Here is a 24,990-nt window from a genome sequence, read left to right as displayed (position 1 = left end):
GACCGGGCTCATCGGTGAAACTCGAGCCGCACTGTCGTGCCGCCATTCAGCACCGTCACGGCATCGGAAAACACCTGGAGAATCTCCAGCCCGCGTCCCGAGGCGCCGTCCTCGGCCGCCGGGCGGACGCCGCTGTAGTCATAGCCGTCCCCGCTGTCGCGGATCGTGATCTCGACGCAGGCCGCCGTCCAGGCGGCGTCGAGGCGGATGACGGCGCCGCCGATCTCCGGCGAGTTCAGCTTGGCTTCGATGATCTCCTGCGCGGCGATGAGGCCATCGAGGCTGCCGCGCAGCTCGCCGTCGATCGCCAGATTGCCATGCAGGACGGCATTCATCAGCGCCTCCTGGGCCGCGCTGGAGATCCTGATCTTCAGATCCTCGGTCAGCGGCAGGCGCTTGCTCAAGCCCTCCACGAACGTCCTCACGATCGAATGGCGATAGGCGGAGCGCGTCGTGACGAGCAGGCTCAGGCGATCTCCGGCAGCCGGCTCGCGATCGGCTCGATCATTGCCACCGTCGATGATGTCGACTTCCATGCATCGCCGCACGGGGTATGCGAGCGCCGCCTGCAGCGTCTCATCGGAGGCGCCGTCCCAGCACGACACGCGCATATCAGCGTCAGCGTGCTCATCGACCGACACGTCCATCCCGGATCACTCCTCCACCTTGAAGAGCGTGTTGAACTTGGTCACCGCGAACATGCGCTTCACCTGTCCGCTCGGCCGGCGCAGGATCAGCTCGCGATGGCTCTTCTTGGCTTCGTCCCGCGCCAGCAGCAGCATGCCCAAGCCTGCGGAGTCGATGAAATCGAGCTTCGAAACGTCGATGACCACGGCCTTGCCGGGAGCGGCGAGGATCTCGGTGACCATCTGCTTGAAAGGAATATGGTCGGTGAAGGTGAACTCGCCGCTCATGGCGATCTGCCCGCCCGTCCGGTCGATCTGCATCTGCATGAAAGCCTCCTAGAAGAGTTCGACCGTACCGGTCTCGGTTGGAGCAGCAGCAACCTCGCCGTGATCGACCGGCTGCTTGCCCTCGATGATCTGGGCCACGAACCGCGACCGCAGCTCGCCGAGCGTGAAGCGATCGAGCATCGCCGTCACCCATTCATTGTCGTCCGCCGTCTCGACGACAGGCGCATCGATAGTCTCCGCCGTCGTCGCCTTCAGCTCGTCGAGGGCCTCGTCGACCACGCGCAGCGTATCGACGACATGCTCCAGCCGCTGCCGCGTCCGATCCTGGAACTGGATGCCGGTGACCATGCCGGCGACGTCGGCCGAGATCACCTCGGCCTCCTTCATCGCCTCGCCGACCACCTCCGTCAGATTGCCGCTGCGCTGGATCAAGGCATTCATCAGGACCTCGAGCCGGTCCTTGGCCATCAGGTTCTGCGACATGTCGATGGTCGCGACGCGCTGCAGGGTCGCATGACCATTGGCGATGCCCTCGGTGACCGCCTTCAGCTCGGCGTCCATGTCGACCGACAGACGCTGCGTCGCGCCCGACAGCTCCCGCACCTCTCCGGCGACCACCCGGAAGGCTGCACCGGCCGCCCCGGCCCGCTCCGCCTCGATCCTGGCATTGAGCGCCAGCATGTTGGTGACCTTGTTGATCTTGTTGAGCTCCTCCATGCAGCTGTCGACGCGATTGACGTTGGCGTTGAGCTCGCTCAGCGCGTACACCATCGACATGGCGTCCTTCGACAACAGCAGGATTTTCTCGACGACATCGCTCAAGGTTTCCTCAAGCAGGCCGGCGATGCGATCGATCGCCACGGCCTCACCGTCGACCTCGATGCCGATCGCGAGCTTGCTCAGGCTCTCGACGCGTTCGGTCTGCTGTCCGGCGCAGACCGCCAGTCGCTGGAAGCGGCTGCTCAGACTATCCGCTTCCGTTTCCACGACCGCGGAGGTCTGCTGGATCTCGCCGACCAGCGTCCTGATCACGCGCTGCTGCATCCCGGCAAAGGACATCCAGCGACGCAACAGCTCGTCCTGCTTGGACACGGAGTCCGGCACCAGCGGCGGCGCCGGCGGCTCAGGATTTGGCGACCGTGCTGCTGCCGCTCTGCTCTGCTTCCAACCGAACATGAACTACACCCTGACGCCGCGACCAGCGAGCGATTCACACCGCCTCAGCACGTGATCGGCAATCTTGTTGAGCGGCAGCTCGGTCTCGACCGCCCCGCATTCGCGCGCAGCCTTCGGCATGCCGTAGACGACACAGCTCGCTTCGTCCTGCCCGATCGTCGGCGCGCCCGCCGAGCGCATCTCCAGCAGACCGACGGCGCCGTCCCGTCCCATGCCGGTCAGGATCACTCCAATCGCATTGGGTCCGGCGGCATGCGAGACCGATCGAAAGAGAACATCGACCGAAGGCCGATGGCCGGACACGGCGGGTTCGTCGTGAACGCGGCAGACATAATTGGCGCCGTTGCGCGCGAGCTCCATGTGAAAGCCGCCCGGCGCGATATAGACATGGCCGGGCAGCACGCGCTCGCCGCTGACGGCCTGCTTCACTGTCACCGCGCAGAGCTGGTTCAGCCGGCCGGCGAAGGACGCAGTGAACATTGCCGGCATGTGCTGCGTGACGACGGCGGCCGGCGCATCCGAGGGAAATGCCATCAGCAGTTCCTGCAGCGCCTCGACGCCGCCGGTCGACGCGCCGATCGCGATGATCTTCTCGGAGGAATTGTAGGAGACGCCGGGCCGCTGGATCGGCTTGACCTGTTCGCCCGACCGGGCACGGATCTTTGCCGTGGCGGCGGCCTTGACCTTGCTGACGATCTCGTTGCGCATCGCCGGCAGTCCCTCCACCAGACCAATCACGGGCTTTGCCACGCAATCGAAGGCGCCCATCTCCAGCGCGCGGACGGCGGTGTCGGCGCCCTTCTGCGTCAGGGACGAAATCATCAGCACGGGCATCGGCCGCAGCGTCATGATCTTGTCGAGAAAGGCGAGGCCGTCCATGCGCGGCATCTCGATGTCGAGCGTGAGGACGTCGGGATGCAGCGTCTTGATCATGTCGCGCGCCACGATCGGATTGGGCGCCGCGCCGACGACGTCGATGGCCGGATCGCTCGACAGGATCTCAGTCAGAACCTGACGGACGAAGGCCGAATCGTCGACGACCAGAACACGAATGGCACTCATTTCACTGCCTCAAAAGAGCTCGACGGAGCCAGCGACCGGCTCGACCTGGATCTTGGATTTGTAAGAGGTCTCGTTGCGGACCAGCGCCTCATGCTCGACGCGCGGCAGCTCGAGCAGCATCACGCGACCGGTCGCAGGGAAATAGTGAACGCGGCGCGGCAGCGAGCCGCGCAGGTGATACGCAGCGATCGGTAGGTTCTCTGCGGCCAGATAGTCCTCGACGAAGTCGGCGTTGCGATGCCCGATCTTGGCGACTCCATTCAGCACGTTGGCGCCGCCGAACACCTTGATCTCGAGCCGGCGGCGGGCGCCACCGCGCGCGAGGATGTCATTGATCAGCCGCTCCATCGCGACGTTGCCGTAGCGCATGCTGTCAGACGCATCCCCCCAGGTGCCGAAGCTCTCCGGAAGCATGAAATGGTTCATGCCGCCCACCTTGGTCTTTGGGTCGCGGATGCAGGCGGCCACGCAGGAGCCGAGCACGGTGACGAGCATCTCGTCCTCGACATCGGTGACGTAGTGCTCGCCGGGGAACACCTTGATGGCGACCGCGTCGAAGCGGCTGTCGCGGTAGCGCCGCGCACCCGTGGCAATCTCATCGGTCGGCACCGTCGGAGGAGCGTGGCGCCGCCTCATCCTGGACTTCATCATCGGATCCTCCGATAGATCGTGCGCCCGACCAGTTCGAAACGGTCGGTGACGCCGAGCAGGTTCTCGGAATGGCCAATGATGAGCCAGCCGTCCGGCTTGATGAGATCCGCGTAGCGGTCGAACAGCCGCATCTGGGTCGGCTTGTCGAAATAGATGACCACGTTGCGGCAGAAGATGACGTCGAACGGTCCGGACATCGGCCACGGACCGAGCAGATTGAGATTGGCGAAGGTGATGAGATCGCAGATCTCATCGTTCATGACGACGTTACCATCGCGCATTCGCGTGAAGCGCTTGCGATAGGCGTCGGGAATGCTGGTCGTCCGATCCAGTTCATAGATCCCCTGCGCGGCGTGCGCCGTCACGTTGGTATCCAGATCAGTGGCGAGGATCTTCAGATCCCAATCCATCAGGACCCGCGGGCCGGCCGCGACGGTCATCGCGATGCTGTAGGGCTCCTCGCCCGTCGAGCAGCCGGCCGACCAGATGCGCACGCGCTCGGTGAGCGCATTGTCGGTGGCGAGCGCGGGAAGGATGACCCGCGCGAGATAATCGAAATGATGCGCTTCGCGGAAGAAGTTCGTGTGGTTGGTGGTGACCGCGTTGATGAAGTTACGCAGTTCGTCGTCGCCGCCGCTGGTCTCGAGCAGGCGGCAATATTGCGAGAAGTTGGACAGGCCGAGCACGCGCAGCCGCCGCCCGAGCCGCCCGTGGATGAAGGCACGCTTGCGCTCGCTCAGCACGATGCCGGCCGTATCCATCACAAGCTTCGACAGCTTGCGAAAGTCCTTGTCTTCGAGCGCGTATTGTTCCTGCACGATGATCTCCCGGCACTTCGGCGAGACGCCCCCGAATCATCGGGGGCGTCTGTCGACGGCTCAGAACTCCTTCCAATCGACGTCGCCCGCTCCGACGACCCGCCGACGCGCGGGCTCGGCCTCCGAGCTGCGTGGCGCCGGGGATGGCGACCGCGGCGCGGCGGCCGGCGCGGGCCTCGCGCCGGGACCGCGCATCGTCGCAAGCTTGTCCTTGCCGGCGCCCAGCGAGCGGTCGACCACCGGATTGCCGGTCTTGGCCGCATAGGGCCGGCCTCGGTCGAACTCCGGCAGCATCATGAAGCGGCCGACCATCTCGGCCATTGTCTCGGTCTGCTCCTCCATGGACTTGGCGGCAGCAGCGGCTTCCTCGACCAGCGCGGCGTTCTGCTGCGTGACCTTGTCCATCTGGGTGACGGCATTGTTGACCTGCTCGATGCCGCCGCGCTGCTCCTGCGAGGCAGCCGAGATCTCCGCCATGATGTCGGTCACGCGCTTCACCGACTGCACGATCTCCTCCATCGTCTTGCCGGCGGTATCGACCAGGCGCGAGCCGGACTCCACCTTCGAGACCGAATCCGAGATCAGCCCCTTGATCTCCTTGGCCGCATTGGCGCTGCGCTGAGCGAGGTTGCGCACCTCGGCCGCGACGACTGCGAAGCCGCGGCCCTGATCGCCCGCGCGCGCGGCTTCGACCGCGGCGTTGAGCGCAAGGATGTTGGTCTGAAACGCGATCTCGTCGATCACGCCGATGATGTCGGCGATCTTGCGGCTCGCATGTGTGATGCCGTCCATGGTCTGCACCACCTCGGCAACAACCGTGCCTCCCTTGATCGCGACGTCGGACGCCGACGACGCGAGCTTGTTGGCCTGCTGCGCATTCTCGGCGTTCTGACGCACGGTCGAGGTCAACTCCTCCATGCTGGCGGCCGTCTCTTCCAGGCTGGCCGCCTGCTCCTCGGTCCGCTGCGACAGGTCGGTGTTGCCGTTCGCAATCTCGCGCGCGGCGCTCGACAAGGTGTGCGAGCTTTCCATGACGTCGGCGAGGATCGACGACATCGTATCCAACAGCCCGTTGACGCCATCGCAGAGCTGAGCGATCTCCCCGGTCTTGCCATCGAGCGGAATGCGCTCGCGCAGATCATTGTTCTTGGCCGCATCGACCACGGCCTGCGTCTGGCGGACGGCCGTCTGAAGCACCTCGGCCGCCTTGACCTGATCCGTCACGTCGGTGGCATATTTGACGACCTTGAACGGCTTGCCGTCGGGGCCCAGGATCGGATTGTAGCTGGCCTGAATCCAGACTTCGCGTCCACCCTTGCCGATCCGCTTGTACTGACCCGCGTCGTATTCTCCACGCCCGAGCTTGTCCCAGAACATCCGATATTCAGTCGAGCTGCGCTGGACCGCGTCAACGAACATCGAGTGATGCTGTCCCTTGACTTCGGTCAGTGAGTAGCCGAGCGTGTTGAGGAAATTGTCGTTGGCTTCCAGAATCTTGCCATCCAGGGTGAACTGAATCACCGCCTGGGCCTTGTTGATGGCGTCGATCTGGCCGGCGAAATCGGCGTTGCGGGTCACCTCGCCGGTGATGTCGGTGGCGTATTTCACCACCTTGAACGGTTTGCCCGACTGATCCAGGATCGGATTGTAGCTCGCCTGGATCCAGACCTCGCGGCCGCCCTTGCCGATCCGCTTGTACTGGCCCGCGTCATATTCGCCACGACCGAGCTTGTCCCAAAACATTCGGTATTCCGACGACTGCCGATAGCTCTGCTCGACGAACATCGAGTGGTGCTGCCCTTTGATCTCCGCGAGCGAGTAGCCGAGCGTGCGCAGGAAGTTCTCATTCGCCTCCAGGATCGTGCCATCCAATGAGAACATGATCATCGCCTGCGAGCGATCGATCGCCGCGAGCTGCGACGCCTGACTGCGGATGTCGGTCACGTCGGCCCATTCGAGCATGAAGCCGTGATTGCCGTGAGCGCCGCGCATCGCATTGACGCTCAGCGAGATCTTGAGCGGACCGACCGAAATGTCGGTCTTGAACGGCAGATTGGCCGGGTTGGCCAGCATCGTCCGCTGATGCGCCGGATTACGATGGAAGACGTCGATGCACGTGCCGATCATCGCCGTCGGGTCGAAGCTCGGCCAGACCTTGCGGAATTCGGAGAGATGCTGGCCGAACAACTGCTTCGAGGCGGCGTTGAGATAAGTGATCTTGAGGTCGCCGTCGACCAGCATGACGGCGCTGGTCACCCGTTCAGCCACCATGGCCATGAGATCGTCACGCGGCGTCGCGCGCGCGGCAGGCGCCTTGACGGCCGCGGGCTGCGAACGGCTGCTGCGCGAGCGTGATCGTGCCTTCGGCTTCGCCTTGTCCTCGCCCGGAGCGCCGTCAGCGGTGAAATCCTGCATGATGTTGTCCTCGTATGTGTCGCTCATGACGATCTCTCAGAATGACTTGTGAATGAGTTCAAGCGGCAACTGCCGCATCGGCCGAAGCGGCCGCACGCTTGACGGACTCAGCTGACATCCCGAACAGGCCGGACAGCGACACCAGGGTCACCATCCGCTCCTGGATCGCCACCAAGCCCTCCAGGAACTGATCCTCGATCGGCACGCCCATGTCGGGCACGTCGCGGATCTGCTTGGGATCGACCGAGATGATGTCGGAGACCGTATCGACCAGCAGCCCCACCGTACGCGTTCCCGCCGCCACGATGATGACCACATGCATGTTGGTCGGAACGGTGACGCCGGTGCCGAAGCGGGCGCGCAGATCGAAGATCGGCACGATGACGCCGCGCAGATTGATCACGCCGCGCACATGGGCGGGCGCATTGGGGATCATCGTGGTCTCGGTCCACCCCTTGATCTCGCGGACCACCATGATGTCGATACCGTATTCCTCCTCGCCGAGCGTGAAGGTGATGAACTGCTGCACGTTCTCGCTGACGGCTGCGTCCTGGCCGAAATTCGCGGCCGGCTTGTTGTCAGGCTGCATGGATCAGGTCCTTTGGGGGTTCGGCTTTCGATGAGTCCGGCGTTGGCAGCCGCCCGGCTGCTCCGCGCACATCGATCTCGTGAAGGCGTGCGACGTCGAGGATCAGCGCAACCCGGCCATTGCCGAGTATGGTGGCGCCGCTGATGCCCTCGACCGGCTCGTAGTTCGCCTCCAGGCTCTTCACGACGACCTGCTGCTGGCCGAGGAGTTCGTCGACGACGATGCCGACGCGTCCGGCGCTTTCGCTCTGCACGATGATCACGATGCCGCGGCACGGATCACCGATCGCATCGCCGATCGAGAACACACGATGCAGATAGACCAGCGGCAGATACTCGCCGCGCAACGCCAGGACGTGGCCGCGCCCGACGACGGGATGAATGTCGGCCGTCTGCGGCCGCAGATTCTCGACGATGGCGACGAGCGGAATGATGAAGGTCTCGCGCCCGACCGACACCACCATGCCGTCGACCACCGCGAGGGTGAGCGGCAAGGACAGCGTGAAGGACGAGCCCTGCCCGAAGCGCGAGCGCACCGAGATCCGGCCGCCCAGCGCCTGCACGTTGCGCTTGACGACATCCATGCCGACACCCCGACCCGAGATGTTCGAGATCACATCGGCGGTCGAGAACGCCGGCAGGAAGATGAGATTGTCGATCTCCTCATCCGTCAGACTGGCGCCCGCCGGCACCAGGTCGCGCGCCCTCGCCTTGGCGAGGATCTTCTCGCGGTTGATGCCCCGGCCGTCGTCCGAAACCTCGATGACGATACGGCCGCTGCGCTGCGCGGCCGACAGGTGAATCGTGCCCTGACGCGGCTTGCCGGCGGCCGCGCGCTCCGCCGGCGGCTCGATGCCGTGATCGAGCGCATTGCGGATCATGTGTGTCAAGGGATCGTTGAGCTGCTCGATGACCGTCTTGTCGATCTCCGTCATCTCTCCGGAGGTCACGATGCGGACCTCCTTTCCCAGCGTCGCCGCGAGTTCGCGCACGATCCGCGGCATCCGCGCGAACACGGACTTCACCGGCTGCGCGCGGATCGCCATCACGCTTTCCTGCAGCTCACGGGCGCTCTGGGCGAGCGCCTCGATGCCCTGGATGAGCTGCGGATATTTGTCGGCCGGCAACCCAAGGCCCTGCTCCGTCAGCATGGCCTGGCTGATCACGAGCTCGCCGACGAGATTGACCAGCCGATCGACCTTGTCGACATCGACGCGGATGGATTGGGCCACACTGACCGCGGCCACGGCGGAAGCGAGCGGACCGCCTGCCTCGCTGGCAACCGTCTCGGCCGGGCCGGCCGCGGCTTCGATCAGCTCGATCTCGAGATCGCAATCATCCTCGACGAACTCGAAGACGTCCTGGATGGCGCTGCGCTGGACGGCCGTCTCGAGCGTGAACGTCCAGTTGAAGTAGGCCGCTTCCGGATCGAGCTGATCGAGCGCCGGCAGGCCGGAGCTGTCCACCTCGGTTGAGAGCGTGCCGAGCTTGCGCAGCTGCCTGATCAGCAGCAGCGGCTCGTTCGCCTTCTTCAGCATCTCCGTATGCGGCCGAAAGCGGATGCGATATTTCTGCTCGCCGAGCGATTTCGTCTCGGTCGCGACAGACCCGACCGCCGCCTCGACTGCCTGGCCCGCGCTCTGAAGCGCGTCTCGCATGGCAATGCTGATATCGGCGGCAAAATTGGGCGGCAGCTGCTGCTCGAGCCGCGCCGCGTTCACGATGTCGGCGAGCGCGTCGCTCGCGCGAAGCAGCAACTGCTTGATCTCCTGGGTCGCGGCGATCTTGTTGTCACGCAGCGCGTCGAGCAGGCTCTCGAACGTATGCGAGAACGCTACGAGATCGGTACAGCCGAAAGCGCCGGCTCCCCCCTTGATCGAGTGCACCGACCGGAAGATCGCGTGCAGCGTCTCCTCATCCTCCTGCCCGCTGGACAACAGCTCGAGGTTCGACTGCAGCGCGTCGAGCAGCTCCGCACATTCCTCGAAATAGGTCTTGCGAAACTGCGCGACGGGATAGGTTTCTTGCTCGGATGTCACGGACATACGCGGTTGACCGTCGCGATCAATTGCTCGGGATTGAACGGCTTCACCAGCCATCCCGTCGCCCCGGCCGCCTTGCCGTCGGCCTTCTTGGCGCCATCGCTTTCGGTCGTCAGGATCAGGATCGGCACGCCACGGTGCTGACTTCCGGCGCGCACGTTCTTGATCAGTGAGATGCCGTCCATGTTCGGCATGTTCAGGTCGGTGATGATCAAGTCGAACTTGCTGCCGGTCAGCACGTTCAGCGCCGCCTTGCCGTCCTCGGCTTCCGCCACTTCGAAGCCGGCCTTCTTCAAGGTGAAGGTCACCATGTCGCGCATGGTCTTCGAATCGTCGACTGCCAGAATTCGCTTGGTCATGTCACTCCATCCACTTGTCAAATTCGCTCCGAAGTCCGAGTTCGGCCACCGCCGTCCGGAACAGCTCGGATGCCTGCGTAATCTTGAAGGACTTGCTTGCCGCCTCCGCGCCACGTCCCGCCGCGAGCAGGATCTGCACACACGGCGTCGACATCCGCTCCACGCCACTCGCATCGAGCGCAATGCCGCCGGCGCCCGCCAGTCGGACCATCTCGTCGCGCAACGGCGCGGCCTGCGTCAGATCGAGCATCTGAGGCAGCGCATGAGCGACGTCCGGAGTGTCATCGGTCGCGGCAGGGTTTGTAGCGTTGGCGTCCGTCATGCCTTAAATTCCATGGGGCCTTCGAGCTGGGGCCTTCGAGCTCCGGCCGCGGCGCCGGTGACGCCACGGACTGAAAAACGACCTTGAGTTCACCCGACAGACTCAGCGTTTGCGCGCGTCAACTCGTTCAAATTGCGTGGGAAGCGATTGTTGGACTGTTAAATATCAGAGCCGTATTAGTACGGCTCCTCTACCTTGGCGTGCTCGGATCCATGATGACCGGCCGGAACAGGCGGATCGATCGCAGCTACGACAGCATCGTCGTTCGTAACGCCCGAGGCGCTTGCGCGAGATGTCGTGAGGCCATGATAGCTAGACATGCGTGATCCACCCGGCTCGTTCACCAGGCTGATAGCAACGCGGGTGTTAAGGGAATTGGTCCGAACTGTCGCAGTCACGACCCGGGAGATTACGGCTAGGCGATCCGACCGGGCTTTTACGGGCTGCTCTCGCATGCACGCTGATGTGCAGAGAGGCCAGCGTCGGAAACGCTGGCCTCTCTACATCTTCTGACGGATCGCCGGGAGCGGCCGACAGCGAAGTGCCGGCGCGCGGCTAGCGGCGCTGGTTGTAGACGTCGATGCAGACGGCGCCGAGCAGCACCAGGCCCTTGATGACCTGCTGATAGTCGATGCCGATGCCGAGGATCGACATGCCGTTGTTCATCACGCCCATGATCATCGCGCCGATGACCGCGCCGCCGACACGGCCGACGCCGCCATAGGCCGAGGCGCCGCCGATGAAGCAGGCCGCGATGACGTCGAGCTCGAAGCCGAGACCGGCCTTCGGCGTCGCCGTGTTGAGACGGGCCGCGAAGATCAGGCCGGCGAGGGCCGCCAGCACGCCCATGTTGACGAAGGTCAGGAACACCAGCCGCTCGGTCTTGATGCCCGACAGCTTCGCCGCCTTGGCGTTGCCGCCGACCGCATAGATCTGCCGGCCGACCACTGTGCGGCGCGTCATGAAGCCGTACAGCGCGATCAACGCGATCATGATGACCAGCACGTTCGGCAGGCCGCGATGCGAGGCGATCAGGTAGGTGAAGTACATCAGCACGCCGGCCAGCACGACGTTCTTGGCGGCGAACAGGCCGAACGGCTCGACCTCGATGCCATGCTCGACCTCGCGGGCCCGTCCCTTGACGCTCGCATAGACCAGGACGAGCGTCAGCACCGCGCCGATGAGGATCGAGGTCAGGTTGAGATTTCCGGAGCTGGAAATCAGCTCCGGAATGAATCCTGACGAGAGCTTCTGGAACGTGCCCGGGAACGGTCCGACCGACTGTCCCTGCAGCAGCGCCAGCGCGAGGCCCTTGAACACGAGCATGCCGGCCAGCGTGACGATGAAGGACGGAATGCCGAAATAGGCGACCCAATAGCCCTGCGCCGCGCCGATCGCGCCGCCGACGATCAGGCAGGCGATGATGGCGAGCGGAAAGTCGACGTGATAGCGGACCATCAGCACGGCCGCGACCGCGCCGACGAAACCGGCGACCGAGCCGACCGACAGGTCGATATGCCCGGTCACGATCACCAGCAGCATGCCCAGCGCCATGATGACGATGTAGCTGTTCTGCAGCACCAGGTTGGTCAGGTTGAGCGGCTGCAGCAAGGTGCCGTCGGTCATGATCTGGAAGAACAGCATGATGACGAACAGCGACATCAGCATGCCGTAGCTGCGCAGATTGTTCTTCAGGAAGCCGGCGTGGGGCTTCTCTTCCGGGAGTGAAACCGTCTTGTCGGTCATGGCTGGTGTCCTCCCGACCGCTTAAGCGGCCGTCTCCTGGTTCTTGATGGCTTCGTTGCGCATGATGGCGCGCATGATCTTTTCCTGCGTGGCGTCTGCGCCTGCGAACTCGCCGACGAAGGCGCCGTCGTTCATGACGCAGATCCGGTCGCAGATTCCGAGCAGCTCCGGCATTTCCGACGAGATCACCACCACACCCCGGCCGGCATCCGCAAGCTCCTGGATGATACAGTAGATCTCATATTTGGCGCCGACGTCGATGCCACGGGTCGGCTCGTCCAGGATCAACACCTTGGGATCGGTCATCAGCCATTTCGACAGCACGACCTTCTGCTGGTTGCCGCCGGAGAGCTGGCCGGCCTCCTGATAGACGTCCGAACAGCGGATGCGCATGCGGCCGCGGTAGCCGGAGGCCGCCTTGAGCTCGGCGATGTCGTCGATCACCCCCTTCGAGGCGACCTGGGCGAGGCTGGCGAGCGTGATGTTCTTGCGGACGTCGTCAGCCAGGATCAGGCCGAGCTGCTTGCGGTCCTCGGTGACATAGGCAAGGCCGGCATCGATCGCGGCGGGCACGCTGGTGAGATTGACGTCATGGCCTTCGAGCCTGGCGCGGCCCGAGATGTTCACGCCCCAGGAGCGGCCGAACAGGCTCATCGCGAACTCGGTGCGGCCGGCGCCCATCAGCCCGGCGATGCCGACGATCTCGCCGCGGCGCACCTGGAAATCGACGTTCTTGATGACGCGGCGGTCCGGATGCTGCGGATGGAACACCGACCAGTTCTCGACGGTGAACACAGGCTCGCCGATCTTCGGCTGGCGCTCGGGAAAGCGGTGCGCCATGTCGCGGTTGACCATGCTCTTGATGATGCGGTCCTCCAGGACCGGCTCGGCCCGGCAGTCGATGCCGTCGACGCTGCGGCCGTCGCGCAATACCGTGATGCGGTCGGCGACGCGCGCGACCTCGTTGAGCTTGTGCGTGATGAGGATCGAGGAGATGCCCTGCTCGCGGAAGGCGACGAGACGGTCGAGCAGTGCCTGGCTGTCGGCCTCGTTGAGGCTGGCGGTCGGCTCGTCCAGGATCAGGAGCTTGACGCGCTTGGACAGCGCCTTGGCGATCTCGACCAGCTGCTGCTTGCCGACGCCGAGATCGGTGATCAACGTATCCGGCGATTCCTTCAGGCCGACCTGCGCCAGCAATTGCTGGGTGCGGCGGTAGACCTCGTCGCGATCGATGACGCCGAAGCGCTGCGGCGCATGCGACAGGAAGATGTTTTCCGCGATCGTCATCAGCGGAATCAGCGCGAGCTCCTGGTGGATGATGATGATGCCGAGCGCCTCGGAATCATTGATGTCGCGGAACTTCCGCTCCTCGCCCTCGAAGATGATCTGGCCCTCGTAGCGGCCGTGCGGATAGACGCCGCTCAGCACCTTCATCAGGGTCGACTTGCCGGCGCCGTTCTCGCCGACCAGCGCGTGGATCTCGCCGGGCTCGACGGCGAAGCTGACGTCGCGCAAGGCCTGCACGTTGCCGAAGCTCTTGCTGACGTTTCGCATTTCCAGGATTGCGGTCATCGTCTCGTGTCTCTGTTCATGACGCCGGCCCGCCCCCGCCGCGCGAGCTTCAATAGGATTCCCCCTCCCCGGAAGACCGGGAAGGGGTGCTTGAGTCCTCAACCAGGATTACTGGAACTGGGCCTTCTTGTAGTAGCCGCTGTCGATCAGAACCTTCTCCCAATTGCTCTTGTCGACCACGACCGGCTTGAGCAGGTAGGACGGAACGACCTTGACGCCGTTGTTATAGGTCTTGGTGTCGTTGACCTGGACTTCCTTGCCGCTGAGCGAGGCATCGACCATGTCGGCGGTCACCTTGGCGAGATCGCGGGTGTCCTTGAAGATGGTCGAATACTGATCGCCGCGCAGCATGGCCTTGATCGACGGCACCTCGGCGTCCTGACCCGAGATCACCGGCATCGGCTGATCGGCGCTGCCATAGCCCACGCCCTTCAACGAGGAGATGATGCCGATCGACAGGCCGTCATAGGGCGACAGCACGGCGTCGACGCGCTTCTTGCCGTAGAAGGCGCTCAGCAGGTTGTCCATGCGGGCCTGGGCGGTGGCGCCGTCCCAGCGCAGGGTCGCGACCTTGTCCATGCCCTTCTGGCCGGAACCGATCACGAGCTTGCCGGAGTCCAGATAGGGCTGCAGCACCGACATCGCGCCGTTGTAGAAGAAGTACGCGTTGTTGTCGTCCGGCGAACCGCCGAACAGCTCGATGTTGAACGGGCCCTTGCCGTCCTTCAGGCCGAGCTTGTCGACGATCGACTGCGCCTGCAGCACGCCGACCTGGAAGTTGTCGAAGGTCGCGTAATAGTCGAGGTTCGGCGTATCGCGGATCAGACGGTCATAGGCGATCACGGTGATGCCCTTGGCCTTGGCCTGCTTCAGCACGTCGGACAGCGTGGTGCCGTCGATCGCGGCGATGACCAGCACCTTGGATCCCTTGGTCACCATGTTCTCGATCTGCGAGAGCTGGTTCGGGATGTCGTCCTCGGCATATTGCAGGTCGGTGTTGTAGCCGCGCTCCTTCAGCACCTTGACGATGTTGTTGCCGTCGTCGATCCAGCGCGCCGAGGACTTGGTCGGCATCGCGATGCCGACGGTCCCCTTGCTCTGCGCCATGGCGGCGCTGGACAGCGCCAGGGCGCCGAGGCCGGCCAAAGCGGCGGCCATGATGGTCTTCAAATTCAGCATGCTTCACTCCCTCTTGGATTTTCGAACTGTTGGATTTTCGAATTTCAATAAGACATACGCGATTGCGTATGCTGATACCAGTTAGCTGTTAGGCTGAACGACGCTCGACTTGATTGTTCCTCCTCTCAGATCGACAGCACGACGTCAGGCTCGGCGCGCCCCCGGGCGCCGACGTCGAGCAGAAAGGTCTGGCCGTGGCCGGGATCGGCCGCCTTGGCCGCGGCGTCCATGTCCTGCCAGGCCGACGTGACCAGCAGGCGCGAGAGATCGGAGCCGACGAAGGCCGGGCAGCTCGCCTGGCTGGCGGGAACCGAGACCGACCGCAGATGCTCGCCCTGCGGGCTGTACACGTCGACACAACCGCCGCCCCAGCGCGCGTTCCAGATCCGTCCCTCGGCATCGACGACCGCGCCGTCGAGGCCGCCTTTGCCGGTATGGCGCAGCAGCACCTCCGGCGCGCCACGCGGCAGGCCGGTCTGCGGATCGAGCGCAACGCGGTAGAGCACGTTATCGTCGGTATCCGCGAAATAGCCGATCGCGCCGTCCGCCGAGAAGCAGATCGCGTTGGGAATGGTGACGTTCGGAAACAGGCGGACAATCTCGCCGCGGTGCAGCGCGTAGATCGCGCCCAGCCCGCGCTCGGCCTTGCGGCCCATGGTGCCGATCCAGAACGTGCCGGAGGGATGCACGCGCGAGTCGTTCGACCGCGTCGCCGGATTGTCGGCCTCGAGCGGCCGGTACAGCTCCAGCGCGCCGTCGGCGATGCTGCGGATGTAAAGCCCGTCCTCGGTCACGATCAGCTGCCGCTTCGCATCGATGCGGCCGAGCGCGCTCGCCATTTTGCCGAGCAGATGGCGGCGAACTTCGCCGCTGGCAATGCCGGCTTCGAACAGCAGGCCTTCGCGGATGTCGAACCACCAGGCGGTGTCGGTTGTTGGATCGTAGGTCGGCCCCTCGCCGAGATGGCAATGCTCGGCGCAGAGGATCGTGGTGGGCACCTGCTCCATCATGCCGGCGCTCCCGCGGCCGAGAAGCGGTACACGGTCTGGTGCTTGTAGACGTCGTCGGGCGCCAGCCGGGCGCTCGGAAAATCCGGACGGTTCGGCGTGTCAGGCCAGACCTGCGGCTCCAGGCAGAGCGCATCGGACTGCCGGAACACCCTGCCCTTCCCGCTGACGGTCGCATCGATGTAGTTGCCGGAATAGACCTGCAGGCCGGGCTGATCCGTCAGCAGCTCCATGACTCGCCCCGAGCGTGGCGACTCGAGCCGGGCCGCGAGGCGGACGCCATCGCCAGCACGCAGGCAAAAATTATGATCATAGCCGCGGCCGCATTTGATCTGCGCATCGTCAGCGCGGATGCGCGCGCCGATCGCCTGCGCGTCGCGGAAATCGAACGGCGTGCCGGCAACGTCATGCGGCGGTCCCGGCAGCGGGATCGCGGTCTCGTCGATCGCGAGATAATGGTCGGCCGCGACCGTCAATCGATGGTCGAGAATGCCGGTGCCGGCCGAAAGGCCGTCGAGATTGAAGAAGCTGTGATTGGTCAGATTGACGATCGTGGTGCGGGTGGTGCGTGCCGCGAAGATCACCGACAACTCCGCCGGCCCGGTGAGCTGATAGGTGACACGGACGTCGAGCCGTCCCGGATAGTTCGCCTCTCCGTCCGGGCTGACATAGAGCAGCGTCACCGAGGGCTGCTCGCCGTCCTCGGTGGCAACAATCTGCCAGAGCTTGCGGTCGAAACCATCCGGGCCGCCATGCAGCGCATGCGCGCCGTCATTGGCCTCCAGGCGCACATCGTCGCCATCGAGCGTGAAGCGCGCGCCGGCGATGCGGTTGGCGTAGCGGCCGACGGTTGCGCCGAAAAATTTGCGGAGCTTGACGTAGCTCAGCAGGTCGTCATGGCCGAGCACGACATCGTCGACGGCGCCATGCGCATCCGGCACCAGCAGCGCCTGCAGAGCGGCGCCGAAGGTGATGATCCGGGCTTCGAAACCGTTGCCGCCACGCAGGGTGACGCGCTCGACCTCGCGGCCATCCGGCAGGCTGCCAAACACATCCCTGGTGATATCAGGCTCAGCCATAGCTTCAGTCCTCGAACGGCTCGACGATGTTGCGGCGGCCGAGCAGGAAGGAATCGGCCACCAGCCGCAGCGGCGCGAGATCGACGTCGCTGGCGCCGGTCTTCGCAAGCTCGACGAAGCGGCGATAGAGACCGGGATATTCCCGCTCCTTCTCGTCGATCATCACCTGGTCATCCAAGGTCATGCGCGCGCCGCCGAGTGACAGTTTCAGCTGTCCGGCGTCCGTCTCGATCCGGATGTCCCAGCTCTGCGGCCCGGTCTGGCGGAAGTCGAACTCGGCCGCGATCGGCAGGTCGTTCGCCGTCGACATCGACAGGTTCGCCGCGATCGGCGCCTGGCAGTTCGACGGGAACGACAGCTCTGCTTCGGTGACGAACACCGGCTCGGGCAGGATGCGGGTCAGGATCGACAGCGCGTTGATGCCGGGATCGAACACGCCGAGCCCGCCCGGCTGCCAGATCCAGGCCTGTCCCGGATGCCAGACGCGCACGTCCTCCTTCCAGTCGATACGGACGCTGCGGATCTCGCGCGACGCCAGCCACTCGCGCGCCGGCTCGACGGCGGGCGCATAGCGCGAATGCCAGGTCGCAAACAGCGTGCGCTGCTTCTTGGCAGCGAGCGTGACCAGCGGATCGAGCTCGCTCACGGCGGCGCCCGGCGGCTTCTCCAGCATCACATGCTTGCCGGCCTCGAGCGCGACCAGCGCCTGGGCGCGGCGCACCTGCGGCGGCGTGCACAGCGCGACCGCATCGATCTCCGGCCCGTCGCGCAGCAGCTCCTCGATCGAGCCGAAATGCGGCAGGCCAGGCAGCGAGGCGTTGCGGCTCGCCACCGCCGTCAAGGTCACGCCCTCGGTGGCGGCGATCGCCGGCACGTGCTGGTCTTTGGCGATCTTGCCGAAGCCGACGATGGCGACACGAAGCTCGCTCATCTCTAGCGTCCCCAGCGCAGCACGAGCGGATCGAGCCGGCGCGCGATCTCGATCAGGCCCTTTTGCGTCGCCGGATGGATCGGCGGCTGCGGGCTGCGCAGCGTGTCGTGCTTGATCACGCCGCCCGCCTTCATCAGGATCTTGCAGGTCGCAAGCCCGCACTGCCGGTTCTCGTGGTTGATCAGCGGCAGCCAGCGCTCATAGGCCGCGGCGGCAGCGTCACGATCGCCCGCGAAATACGGATCGATGATCTTTCTGATCCCGTCGGGATAGCCGCCGCCGGTCATCGCGCCGGTGGCGCCGGCGTCGAGATCGGCCATCAGGGTGATCGCCTCCTCGCCGTCCCACGGACCTTCGATGGCCTCACCGCCTGCCTCGATGAGCGCGCGCAGCTTGTCGGCGGCGCGCGGCACCTCGATCTTGAAATAAGCGAGGTTCTCGATCTCCTTGGCCATGCGCGTCAGCAGCGGCACCGACAGCGGCGTGCCGGCGACGGGTGCGTCCTGCACCATGATCGGAATCGAGATCGCATCCGACACGCCGCGATAGAACTCATAGATCGCGCTGTCGGGCACGCGGAAGGTCGCGCCATGATAGGGCGGCATCACCATCACCATCGCCGCACCCTTGTCCTGCGCGCGACGCGAGCGCTCGGCGCAGACGAAGGTCGAGAAATGCGTGGTCGTGACGATGATCGGCACGCGGCCCGCGACATGCTCCAGCACTGTGGTCATGACCAGATCGCGCTCGTCATCGGTCAGCACGAACTGCTCGGAGAAATTGGCGAGGATGCAGATGCCGTGCGAGCCGGCGTCGATCATGAAGTCGATCGCGCGCTTCTGGCCCTCGAGGTCGAGACGGCCGTCGGCGTCGAACACGGTCGGCGCCACCGGGAAGACGCCCTTGTAGAGCTTTTTGGCGGAAGCGGTCATGGGCCCCTCTTAGTGATTGTCGCGCGGCACCGGCGAGCCGGTGCGGCCGACCAGGAAGTCGAAATCCACGCCGCGATCGGCCTGCAGCACGTGATCGATGTAAAGCTTCTGATAGCCGCGGTCGGCATGTGGCTTCGGCGGCGTCCAGGCGGCGCGGCGCGCGGCCAGCTCCTCGTCGCTGACATGCAGATGCAGGCGGCGGCCGGGAACGTCGAGCGTGATCATGTCGCCGTTCTTCACCAGCGCCAGCGGGCCGCCGACGGTGGCTTCGGGGGCGACGTGCAGCACCACCGTGCCGTAGGCTGTGCCGGACATGCGCGCGTCGGAAATGCGGATCATGTCGCGCACGCCCTGGCGCAGCACCTTCGCCGGCAGCGGCATGTTGCCGACCTCGGCCATGCCCGGATAGCCCTTCGGACCGCAGTTCTTCAGCACCATGATGCAGGACGCGTCGATGTCGAGATTGTCGTCGTCGACAGCGTCATGCATCTCCTCGACACTCTCGAACACCACCGCGCGTCCGGTGTGGTTCATCAGCTCCGGCGAGGCCGCCGACGGCTTGATGACCGCGCCGTTGGGCGCAAGATTGCCGTTGAGAATGGCGATGCCGGCTTCCGTCTTGAACGGGGTTTCGAACGGCGTGATCACCTCGGCGTTGTAGTTGGGCGCCTCGGCGACGTTGTCCCACAGCGTCTTGCCGTTGACCGTCCGCGCGTCCTTGTGCAGCAGGCCGCGCTCGCCGAGCGCGCGCAGCACCGCCGGCAGGCCGCCCGCGTAGTAGAAGTCCTCCATCAGGAAGCGGCCCGACGGCATCAGGTCGACGAGACAATGCACGTCGCGGCACAGCCGGTCGAAATCATCGAGCGAAAGTTCGACGCCGATACGGCCGGCGATGGCGAGCAGATGCACCACCGCATTGGTCGAACCGCCGATCGCCGCCAGCGTCCGGATCGCATTCTCGAACGCCTGGCGCGTCAGGATGTCCGACGGCTTGAGGTCCTCGTGGACCATCTCGACGATGCGCCGGCCGGCCATCCGGGCCAGCAGATTGCGGCGCGCGTCGGCAGCGGGGATCGCGGCATTCTCGGGCAGACCGATGCCGAGCGCCTCGACCATCGAGGCCATCGTCGAGGCCGTGCCCATGGTCATGCAGCTGCCGGCGGAGCGGTTCATGCCCGCCTCGGCCTCATGGAATTCCTTCAAGGTGATCTCGCCGGCGCGCAGCTGCTCGCTCATCGAGATGATGTTGGTGCCGGAGCCGATGATCTGGCCGCGATAGACGCCGCGCAGCTGCGGACCGCCGGAGACGCCGATCGCCGGCAGGTCGGCCGAGGCCGCGCCCATCAAGAGCGCCGGCGTGGTCTTGTCGCAGCCCATCAGCAGCACGACGCCGTCGAGCGGATGCGCACGGATCGCCTCCTCGACATCCATCGAGGCGAGATTGCGGAACAGCATCGCGGTCGGGCGCATCGTCACCTCGCCGAGCGAGGAGACCGGGAATTCGAGCGGATAGCCGCCGGCATCCAGCACGCCCTGGCGGACATGCTCGGCGATGACGCGGAAATGCGCGTTGCAGGGCGTCAGCTCCGACCAGGTGTTGCAGATGCCGATGACCGGGCGGCCTTCGAAGCGGTCCTGCGGCGTGCCGCTGTTCTTCAGGAATGAGCGATAATAGAAGCCCATCTTGTCCTGGCGGCCGAACCACGCCTGGCTGCGCAGCTGCTTGTCTGATTTGTCGTTGCTCATTCCTGGTCCGTTCGTGCAGCCGATTGCGCATGACGCCGCCGGCCGTTGTAGATGACTTCGATCATGGCTTCCGAGGCGCCCTCGGGATTGCCGTCGGCGATCGCATCGATGATGCGCTGGTGCCAGACCAGCACGGTGTCGCGATCGGCGGTCTCGACGGGCGCGCTCAAGACGAAGGACGCGCGCAGCGCCGCCTCGATGACCGCGCCGATCGAGCGCATGAAGGGATTGCCGGAGGCGTTGGCGACCGCGATGTGCAGCGCCAGATCGGCTTCGGCGAACGCCACCGAGGTCGACGGCTCGCGCTCCATCTGCGCCATCGCCTTGCGCATCTCGGCGACGTCGTCGTCGGTGCGGCGTTCGGCCGCGAGCGCGGCAGCGCGCGGCTCGATGGCCAGCCGGATCTCGGCGAGGTCGGAGAGGAAGCGCTTGTCGATGCCCGCGTCGAGATGCCACGCCAGCACGTCCGGATCGAACATGTTCCAGGCCGAGCGCTCGCGCACAACGGTGCCGACGCGTGCCTTGGTCGAGAGCAGGCCTTTCGCGACCAGCGTCTTGACGCTTTCGCGCAGCACCGGCCTGGAGACGCCGAAGGTTGCGGTCAGCTCGGCATCGCCAGGCAGCCGCGCACCTTCGCCGAGACGACCCGAGATGATGTCGATGCCGATGCTGCGGGCGACCTCGGCGTGGTTGGAATGGGCGCGCCGCGTCGGGATCGAGACGATGTGCGACGACGTCATGTCGGCGCCCCCGCGGGCGTGGCCTCGACGGGCTTGACGTCCACAGGCTTGGCGCCTGCCGGTTTGAGCGATGAGCGGCGCGCGAGCGCCATCAGACCTTGCTGCAGCGCAATGAAGACGAACAACAGAACCCCCGTGGCGATCTTGGTCCACCAGCTCGACAGCGTGCCGTCGAAATTGATGTAGGTCTGGATCATGCCCTGGATCAGGACGCCAAGAAAGGTGCCGATGACGGAGCCCTGCCCGCCCGTCAACAAAGTTCCGCCGATCACGACAGCGGCGATGGTATCGAGCTCGACGCCAACCGCCGACAGCGAATAGCCGGCCGCGGTATAGAAGGAGAAGACGATGCCGGCGAGGCCCGCGAGCACGCTGGACAGCATATAGATGCGGACCGTCATCGGCCCCACCGGAATGCCCATCAGCGCCGTCGCAGCCCGGCTGCCGCCGAGCGCATAAACGTTGGCGCCGAATCGGGTCAGGTGCAGCAGCAGCGCGCAGACGACGAGGATGACCAGCATCGCAATCGCGATCGCGGTGAGCCGCCCGCCGCCGGGCAACCTGATCGCAAAATCGGAAACGGCGCTGTAGATCGGGGCAGTGATCGGGATCGATTCGGTCGAGAGCAGGAAGCTCACGCCGCGCGCCAGGAACATGCCGGCGAGCGTCACGATGAACGGCGGCAGCTCGAAGACGTGGATGACGGTGCCCATGGCGGCGCCGAACAGCGCGCAGAGCACCAGCACCATTGCGAACGCGGCGAAAGGCGGGATGCCCCAGCGCTCGATCGCCAGCGCCGTGAACACGGTGGTGAAGCCGATCACCGAGCCGACGGAGAGATCGATGCCGCCGGAGATGATGACGAAGGTCATGCCGGCCGCGACGATCCCGAGGAAGGCGTTGTCGGTGAGCAGATTGGCGACGACACGGGTCGAGGCGATGTTCGGGAATTGCAGCGCGCACAGCGCGAAGCCGGCGACCAGCACGAAGGCGGTGATCGCAACCGAGGTCGAGGCCTTCATGGCTTGGTCCTCCGCCAGCGCGCGGTGAAGCGCGAGAGATCGCCGAGCCGCGGCGACTGCGCCAGGAGAACAGCGAGCACGACCACCGCCTTCACCAGCAGATTGAGCTCCGGCGGATAGCCCGACAGCAGAATGCCGGTGTTCATGGCCTGGATGATCAGCGCGCCGGCCACCGCGAGCACAAGGCTGAAGCGGCCGCCGAACAGCGAGGTGCCTCCGATCACGACCGCGAGGATCGCGTCGAGCTCGAGCCAGAGGCCGGCATTGTTGGCATCGGCACCCATGATGTCAGCGGCGGCGATGACGCCCGCGAGCGACGCGCACAAGCCGCACCAGATGTAGACCGACAGAATCATCGCGCGCGTGCCGACGCCGGACAGCTCGCTGGCGCGCGCGTTGCCGCCGGTCGCCTCGATCAGGAGGCCGAGCGCGGTGCCGCGCACGACCGCGGCCGTCAGCAGCAGCATGCCGAGCGCGATGACGACGGGCGTGGGCAGGCCGAGCACGGCGCCGTTGCCCATCCACACGAGGTCGGGAGAGGTGAAGGTGACGATGCGCCCCTCCGTGATCAGCTGCGCGATGCCGCGGCCGGCGACCATCAGGATCAGTGTCGCGACGATCGGCTGAATGCGCAGCACGGCAACGAGGATGCCGTTCCACAGTCCGCAGGCGAGGCCGACGGCCAGCGCGGAGGCGATCACCACCGGCAGCGAGTGCGTGTCGGCAAGGCTCGCCGCGGTCGCGCCGGCGATGGCCATGACCGCGCCGACCGAGAGGTCGATGCCGCCGGTGGCGATCACCAGCACCATGCCGAGCGACAGCAGCGCCACCGGCGTGCCGCGGTTGAGCACGTCGATCACGCTGCCGAACAGCCGGCCGTCCTGCAGATGCAGGTTGAAGAACTGCGGCGACACCAGGCGATCGATCATCAGGATGATGATCAAGGCCAGCACCTGCGCCATGCCGCGGCGGGGAATGCGGAGCGTCATGATGCGGCCTCGTGCGCCGGCGCACTATCTGCGGCAATCGCCGCGAGAATGCTGGATACCTCGATCGCCTCGCCCTTCAGTTCCTCGACGTGTTCGCGATCACGCAGCACCACGACCCGGTTCGAGTAGGTCACGATCTCATCGAGCTCCGAGGAGATGACGAGCAGCGCCAGACCCTGGTCGCACAGCTCGCGGACGAGCCGGATGATCTCGGCATGGGCGCCGACGTCGATGCCGCGCGTGGGCTCGTCCAGCACCAGCAGCTTCGGCGACGTCGCCAGCCAGCGCGCGAGCAGCGCCTTCTGCTGATTGCCGCCGGACAGCAGCCCGATCGGCCGCTCCGGGTCCGGCGGGCGAATGTCGAGCATGCGGATGTAGCGCATCGCGATCTCGTCCTGCTCGCGCCGCGACAGCGGACGATGCAGCCCACGCCGCGCCTGCAGCGCCAGCACGATGTTCTCGCGCACGGTGAGATCGGCGACGATACCCTCGGTCTTGCGCTCCTCCGGGCAGTAGCCGAAGCCGAGCCCGGCGCCATCGCGCGGGGAGTTCAGCTTGATCGCCTTGCCGTCGATGGTGGCCTCGCCGCTGTCGGCGCGCTCGGCGCCGAACACCAGCCGGGCCGTTTCGGTCCGGCCGGAGCCGAGCAGCCCGGCGAGCCCGACGACTTCGCCGCGGCGCAGCTCGAGATCAAACGGCGCGACATAGCCCTGCTTGCCAAAGCCCTTGAAGCTGACGCAGACCTCGCGGGCGGTGTCGGGCTGGCTGGCCGCACGCTCATGCGTGGTTTCGGCCAGCTCGCGTCCGAGCATCATTCGGATAAGGTCGAGCCGCGGCAAGTCGGCAATGTCGCGCGAACCGATCAGCCGGCCGTTGCGCAGCACGGTGACGCGGTCGCAGATCTCATAGACCTGGTCGAGGAAATGGCTGACGAAGACGATGCCGATGCCGCGATCCGCCAGCTTGCGCATCACGCTGAAGAGGATCTCGACCTCATGGCGATCGAGGCTCGCGGTCGGCTCATCGAGAATGAGGACCCGCGCGGAGAGATCGACCGCGCGCGCGATCGCTGTGATGTGCTGGACCGCGACCGAGTAGCTCGAAAGCGGCGCGCCGACATCGATGTCCAGGCCGTAATCCAGCAGCAGCGCACGCGCCCGCCGCTTCATCTCGCCCTCGCGCACGACGCCGAAGCGCGTCGGCTGGCGGCCGAGATAGAGGTTCTGCGCCACCGACAAATTCGGCAGCAGGTTTACTTCCTGATAGACGGTGGCGATGCCGGCATCGACGGCGTCCTTGGCGGAGCGCGGCGCGATTTCGCGGCCGGCGAGCCGCACCGTGCCGGCGTCACGCGCGAACACGCCGGTGACGACCTTGATGAGGGTCGACTTGCCGGCGCCGTTCTCGCCCAGCAGCGCATGGATCTCGCCTTCACCGAGGGTGAAGTCGACGCCATCAAGCGCTTTCAGCGTACCGAAGCTCTTCGACAGACCGCGGATGTCCAGCAGGGCTGGACGTGCGGCCGGCGGAGCTGAAGGATCAGACATGACGAACGACACGAACTACTTGGCCAACATTCGGAAAGCTGACGTCCGCAAAACGTGCGGGCGTCAGCGATCTATCTCCGTCGTCCCGGCGAAAGCCGGGACCCATACCGCAGAATAGTCGATTGAGGCACTTGGCTAATACCATGGCCTCAT

23 protein-coding genes are annotated in these 24,990 nt (G+C 65.4%); all 23 read right to left on the bottom strand.

Annotation, left to right across the window (positions count from 1 at the left end; all coding sequences use genetic code 11):
• Positions 1-8: 8 nt before the first annotated feature.
• The 23 genes from NLR35_RS29005 to NLR35_RS28890 all read right to left on the bottom strand — a co-directional run bounded on the left by NLR35_RS29005 (position 9) and on the right by NLR35_RS28890 (position 24,837).
• Positions 9-647: an ATP-binding protein gene (locus NLR35_RS29005; RefSeq protein ID WP_257169959.1), complete on the bottom strand. Its 639-nt coding sequence runs from the start codon at positions 645-647 to the stop codon at positions 9-11.
• 6 nt (positions 648-653) lie between these two features.
• Positions 654-953 (bottom strand): STAS domain-containing protein, encoded by a 300-nt coding sequence (locus NLR35_RS29000; protein ID WP_257169958.1) that lies wholly within the window; start codon positions 951-953, stop codon positions 654-656.
• Between the two features lie 9 nt (positions 954-962).
• The gene (locus NLR35_RS28995) at positions 963-2,090 is read right to left on the bottom strand and encodes a methyl-accepting chemotaxis protein (protein WP_257169957.1); all 1,128 of its coding nucleotides are present in this window, start codon (positions 2,088-2,090) and stop codon (positions 963-965) included.
• Between the two features lie 3 nt (positions 2,091-2,093).
• Entirely contained in the window at positions 2,094-3,152 is a 1,059-nt protein-coding gene (locus NLR35_RS28990; RefSeq protein ID WP_257169956.1) for a chemotaxis response regulator protein-glutamate methylesterase, read from the bottom strand.
• Positions 3,153-3,161: 9 nt separating this feature from the next.
• The gene (gene cheD / locus NLR35_RS28985; protein WP_374940871.1) at positions 3,162-3,788 is read right to left on the bottom strand and encodes a chemoreceptor glutamine deamidase CheD; all 627 of its coding nucleotides are present in this window, start codon (positions 3,786-3,788) and stop codon (positions 3,162-3,164) included.
• 11 nt (positions 3,789-3,799) lie between these two features.
• Positions 3,800-4,621 (bottom strand): protein-glutamate O-methyltransferase, encoded by an 822-nt coding sequence (locus tag NLR35_RS28980; RefSeq protein ID WP_257169954.1) that lies wholly within the window; start codon positions 4,619-4,621, stop codon positions 3,800-3,802.
• Positions 4,622-4,681: 60 nt separating this feature from the next.
• On the bottom strand, positions 4,682-7,063 hold the full coding sequence (locus NLR35_RS34275) for a methyl-accepting chemotaxis protein (protein ID WP_306577778.1): 2,382 nt from the start codon (positions 7,061-7,063) through the stop codon (positions 4,682-4,684).
• A 31-nt stretch (positions 7,064-7,094) separates the two neighbouring features.
• Positions 7,095-7,625 (bottom strand): chemotaxis protein CheW, encoded by a 531-nt coding sequence (locus NLR35_RS28965; protein ID WP_257169953.1) that lies wholly within the window; start codon positions 7,623-7,625, stop codon positions 7,095-7,097.
• The gene (locus NLR35_RS28960; RefSeq protein ID WP_257169952.1) at positions 7,615-9,669 is read right to left on the bottom strand and encodes a chemotaxis protein CheA; all 2,055 of its coding nucleotides are present in this window, start codon (positions 9,667-9,669) and stop codon (positions 7,615-7,617) included. Before NLR35_RS28960 ends, NLR35_RS28965 begins: the two co-directional genes overlap by 11 nt.
• Positions 9,660-10,025, bottom strand: a complete 366-nt coding sequence (locus NLR35_RS28955; protein ID WP_257169951.1) for a response regulator — start codon at positions 10,023-10,025, stop codon at positions 9,660-9,662. Before NLR35_RS28955 ends, NLR35_RS28960 begins: the two co-directional genes overlap by 10 nt.
• Before the next feature lies 1 nt (position 10,026).
• Positions 10,027-10,347 carry an STAS domain-containing protein gene (locus tag NLR35_RS28950; protein ID WP_257169950.1) on the bottom strand — a complete coding sequence of 107 codons (321 nt, stop codon included), beginning with the start codon at positions 10,345-10,347 and terminating at the stop codon, positions 10,027-10,029.
• Between the two features lie 555 nt (positions 10,348-10,902).
• Positions 10,903-12,093, bottom strand: a complete 1,191-nt coding sequence (gene mmsB, locus NLR35_RS28945) for a multiple monosaccharide ABC transporter permease (protein ID WP_257169949.1) — start codon at positions 12,091-12,093, stop codon at positions 10,903-10,905.
• Between the two features lie 21 nt (positions 12,094-12,114).
• Positions 12,115-13,665, bottom strand: a complete 1,551-nt coding sequence (gene mmsA / locus NLR35_RS28940; RefSeq protein ID WP_257169948.1) for a multiple monosaccharide ABC transporter ATP-binding protein — start codon at positions 13,663-13,665, stop codon at positions 12,115-12,117.
• 108 nt (positions 13,666-13,773) lie between these two features.
• The gene (gene chvE / locus NLR35_RS28935) at positions 13,774-14,844 is read right to left on the bottom strand and encodes a multiple monosaccharide ABC transporter substrate-binding protein (RefSeq protein ID WP_257169947.1); all 1,071 of its coding nucleotides are present in this window, start codon (positions 14,842-14,844) and stop codon (positions 13,774-13,776) included.
• Between the two features lie 125 nt (positions 14,845-14,969).
• Complete coding sequence (locus tag NLR35_RS28930; RefSeq protein WP_257169977.1) at positions 14,970-15,851, bottom strand: SMP-30/gluconolactonase/LRE family protein; 882 nt, start codon at positions 15,849-15,851, stop codon at positions 14,970-14,972.
• A complete protein-coding gene (locus NLR35_RS28925) occupies positions 15,851-16,930 on the bottom strand; it encodes an aldose epimerase family protein (RefSeq protein WP_257169946.1) in 1,080 nt (359 codons plus the stop codon). The genes NLR35_RS28930 and NLR35_RS28925 overlap by 1 nt, the downstream gene beginning before the upstream one ends.
• Before the next feature lie 4 nt (positions 16,931-16,934).
• On the bottom strand, positions 16,935-17,861 hold the full coding sequence (locus NLR35_RS28920; protein WP_257169945.1) for a Gfo/Idh/MocA family protein: 927 nt from the start codon (positions 17,859-17,861) through the stop codon (positions 16,935-16,937).
• 2 nt (positions 17,862-17,863) lie between these two features.
• A complete protein-coding gene (locus NLR35_RS28915) occupies positions 17,864-18,793 on the bottom strand; it encodes a dihydrodipicolinate synthase family protein (protein ID WP_257169944.1) in 930 nt (309 codons plus the stop codon).
• A gap of 9 nt (positions 18,794-18,802) precedes the next feature.
• On the bottom strand, positions 18,803-20,539 hold the full coding sequence (locus NLR35_RS28910; protein WP_257169943.1) for an IlvD/Edd family dehydratase: 1,737 nt from the start codon (positions 20,537-20,539) through the stop codon (positions 18,803-18,805).
• Complete coding sequence (locus NLR35_RS28905; protein WP_257169942.1) at positions 20,536-21,279, bottom strand: FadR/GntR family transcriptional regulator; 744 nt, start codon at positions 21,277-21,279, stop codon at positions 20,536-20,538. The genes NLR35_RS28910 and NLR35_RS28905 overlap by 4 nt, the downstream gene beginning before the upstream one ends.
• Positions 21,276-22,301 carry a galactofuranose ABC transporter, permease protein YjfF gene (yjfF, locus tag NLR35_RS28900; protein WP_257169941.1) on the bottom strand — a complete coding sequence of 342 codons (1,026 nt, stop codon included), beginning with the start codon at positions 22,299-22,301 and terminating at the stop codon, positions 21,276-21,278. The genes NLR35_RS28905 and yjfF overlap by 4 nt, the downstream gene beginning before the upstream one ends.
• Positions 22,298-23,290: an ABC transporter permease gene (locus NLR35_RS28895; protein WP_257169940.1), complete on the bottom strand. Its 993-nt coding sequence runs from the start codon at positions 23,288-23,290 to the stop codon at positions 22,298-22,300. Before NLR35_RS28895 ends, yjfF begins: the two co-directional genes overlap by 4 nt.
• Positions 23,287-24,837, bottom strand: coding sequence for a sugar ABC transporter ATP-binding protein (locus NLR35_RS28890; protein ID WP_257169939.1), 1,551 nt, complete (start codon positions 24,835-24,837; stop codon positions 23,287-23,289). The genes NLR35_RS28895 and NLR35_RS28890 overlap by 4 nt, the downstream gene beginning before the upstream one ends.
• Between the last annotated feature and the right edge of the window lie 153 nt (positions 24,838-24,990).

Source organism: Bradyrhizobium sp. SRS-191 (assembly GCF_024586915.1).
Taxonomy (GTDB): Bacteria; Pseudomonadota; Alphaproteobacteria; order Rhizobiales; family Xanthobacteraceae; genus Bradyrhizobium.
The sequence above is the reverse complement of the archived record's forward strand: the minus strand, read 5'-3'. Positions and strand labels throughout refer to the sequence as shown.